A 2,160-nucleotide genomic window follows, 5' to 3' on the forward strand; every position below is an offset into this window, starting at 1 on the left:
GGGGAGGGCTGTTGTTGCCTTCAAGTGGGGTGGGAGTTCCTCCGACGACTCCATTTCCACCCCAACGCGCTGTTTTCTCTTTGGGGCGGGGGCTTGTCCGGCGGGTCGCGCCGGACAAGCCCCAGGTCCGACCCCTGGTCCTGCCACTCCCCGTCCCGCATGATCACCCTCCCCCGCAGTTCCGGCTCCCCGCGCCACGCGCGCACCGTCCTCGGCGCCACACGGATGTACAGGAAGGGCGCGTCCTCCGTGCGCGGGTCCCACCCGAACTTGGCGGTGAAGGCCTCCGCCGCCTCCCCGGGCACCTCGTCGTCCGGGAAGCACTCGGCCTCTCCCTGGAGGAGCACCACGTCGAAGGTGTCCGGCAGGGCCAGGCGCACGCGCGGCTCCTCACGGACGTTCCGGGCCGTCACGGACGTGGCGCCGGTGCACATCCACACGGCCCGGCCGTCCCACAGGAACCACAACGGCACCTGGTGCGGCCCGCGTTCAGGATGTGCCGTCGACACCCATACGTCCCGCTCGGCGGCGAGCCGCTCCAGTGTGTCGCGCCTGCGCTCCGCCGCCCCGCGCCTGACGATTCCCGTGGTCTGCATGGAAGCCGACCCTAGCCAGCGGGTTCGCCCGGCACATGAGGCGCAGGGCCTACTCCCAGCGACCGATGAACCCCTCGGCCGCACATCGATGAACCTCTCGGCCGCACATCGACGTCCGATGCCCGCCAGCGCGCCCCCGCCCCACCGAGCAGGCTGCGCGCATGGCGAACTCACGCACCAAGAGCATCAAGAGCACCACGAGTACTACGAGCACCCCAAGCGCCGCGAGCACAGCTCACGGCGCAGGCGCCCCGGACACAATGGCCGTCCTCACCGGCATGTACGCCGCCGAGGCGAAGTACTTGGCCGCAGGCGGCCCCGGCGAGGCCTCCTTCGACCTGCTCGCGCCCTACTTCTCGACGGACGTCGTGCTGCGCCAGGCCGACTGGCTGCCCTACGGCGGCGTCTGGCGCGGGCACGCCGGGATGGAGCGGTTCTTCGTCGCGATGAGCCGTGTGTGGGCGGCGTTCGACATGGTGGAGCAGGAGTTCCTCGCCACGGGCGCGACCGCGGTCGTACGCACCCGGGTGCACGCGGTCGCCCGTACCACCGGGCGTGAACTCGCCTTCCCCATCCTGCAGACGATCAAGGTCGCGCACGGCCGGATCACCGAGGTCGACCCCTTCTACTGGGACACGGGGGCCGTCGCCGACCTCGTGCGGGCCGACGGCTGACGGCACGGCGGGGCGGGGCGGAGCGGCGGGGGTCAGCGGTCGGCGTGTGCCCGTAGGCGGGTCCACAGGGTCAGGTCGCTGCTGGTCGCGATGGCCAGCGTGCGGCCGGAGGGGGAGAATCCGGCGGCGCGGAACTCCGAGTACCGGGCGTGCAGGACGTGCCACCACGTCTCACCGGCCGGGCCCCGGTGGAGGGCGTCGCCCGTGGCGAGGACGACGCGGTGGCAGGGCCAGTCGGGGCTGACGACGGACACGGTCCAGCCGTCGGACGACGTGCTGTGCAGTCCGCCGCCGAAGAGGCCCGCGATATGGACCGGGGTGCCCGCGATCGGGCCGAGGCCGGGGCAGGTGAGGTCCGGGGAGTCGTCCGGCGTGCTGGTCTCGGGGTCGGGGTCGCGGTCCCGCGCGATCTTCTCGCCGGTGACCGCGTCGAACAGGCCGTGCCCGTCGCCCGACACCACCATCACGAGGTCCCGCCCGCTGCGGGGACACACGGCGAAGCCGATGCCGAGCAGCCCGCCGACGGGGATCATGCCGCCGGGCACGGGCCACCAGGGCTCAGGGGCGGGCACGACGGGCGCGTCGAGGTAGCGCTCCCGCAGCTTCCGCTGGTACTCCGACTGAGACATGCGCAGATGATACGGAGAGGTGGCGGGCCCTGGTCGCTCCCAGCGGGCCCCGGTCGCACCCATGCGAGTGGGCGGCTTCCCCGGTCGGGAAGCCGCCCACTTGAGGTGTGCGGTGGTTCAGTCGTCGGCGATGGTGCGGTGCCCGTCGGGGCCCCGCCCCCGTCAGCGCTTGGCGTCCTTGTTGAAGGAGGCCTTGGCCCACAGGTAGCCGACGATGGACAGACCGAAGAGCCAGGCCAGGGCGATCCAGGCGTCGTTGCC

The 2,160-nt window shown here is 72.3% G+C and carries 3 protein-coding genes; 1 reads left to right on the forward strand and 2 read right to left on the reverse strand.

Translation table 11 applies throughout. The features are described 5' to 3' along the window. Positions 1–20: 20 nt before the first annotated feature. Entirely contained in the window at positions 21–596 is a 576-nt protein-coding gene (locus ACZ6AA_RS40840; RefSeq protein WP_471463637.1) for a pyridoxamine 5'-phosphate oxidase family protein, read from the reverse strand. Between the two features lie 260 nt (positions 597–856). Between ACZ6AA_RS40840 and ACZ6AA_RS40845 the strand changes: the two genes are divergently transcribed. Continuing rightward, positions 857–1,270: a nuclear transport factor 2 family protein gene (locus ACZ6AA_RS40845; RefSeq protein ID WP_468457556.1), complete on the forward strand. Its 414-nt coding sequence runs from the start codon at positions 857–859 to the stop codon at positions 1,268–1,270. Between the two features lie 32 nt (positions 1,271–1,302). Here the strand turns inward: ACZ6AA_RS40845 and ACZ6AA_RS40850 are convergent, their stop codons facing one another. Next, positions 1,303–1,899 (reverse strand): hypothetical protein, encoded by a 597-nt coding sequence (locus ACZ6AA_RS40850; RefSeq protein ID WP_471463639.1) that lies wholly within the window; start codon positions 1,897–1,899, stop codon positions 1,303–1,305. Positions 1,900–2,160 lie beyond the last annotated feature (261 nt).

It is taken from the genome of Streptomyces sp. NPDC040610 (assembly GCF_055594065.1).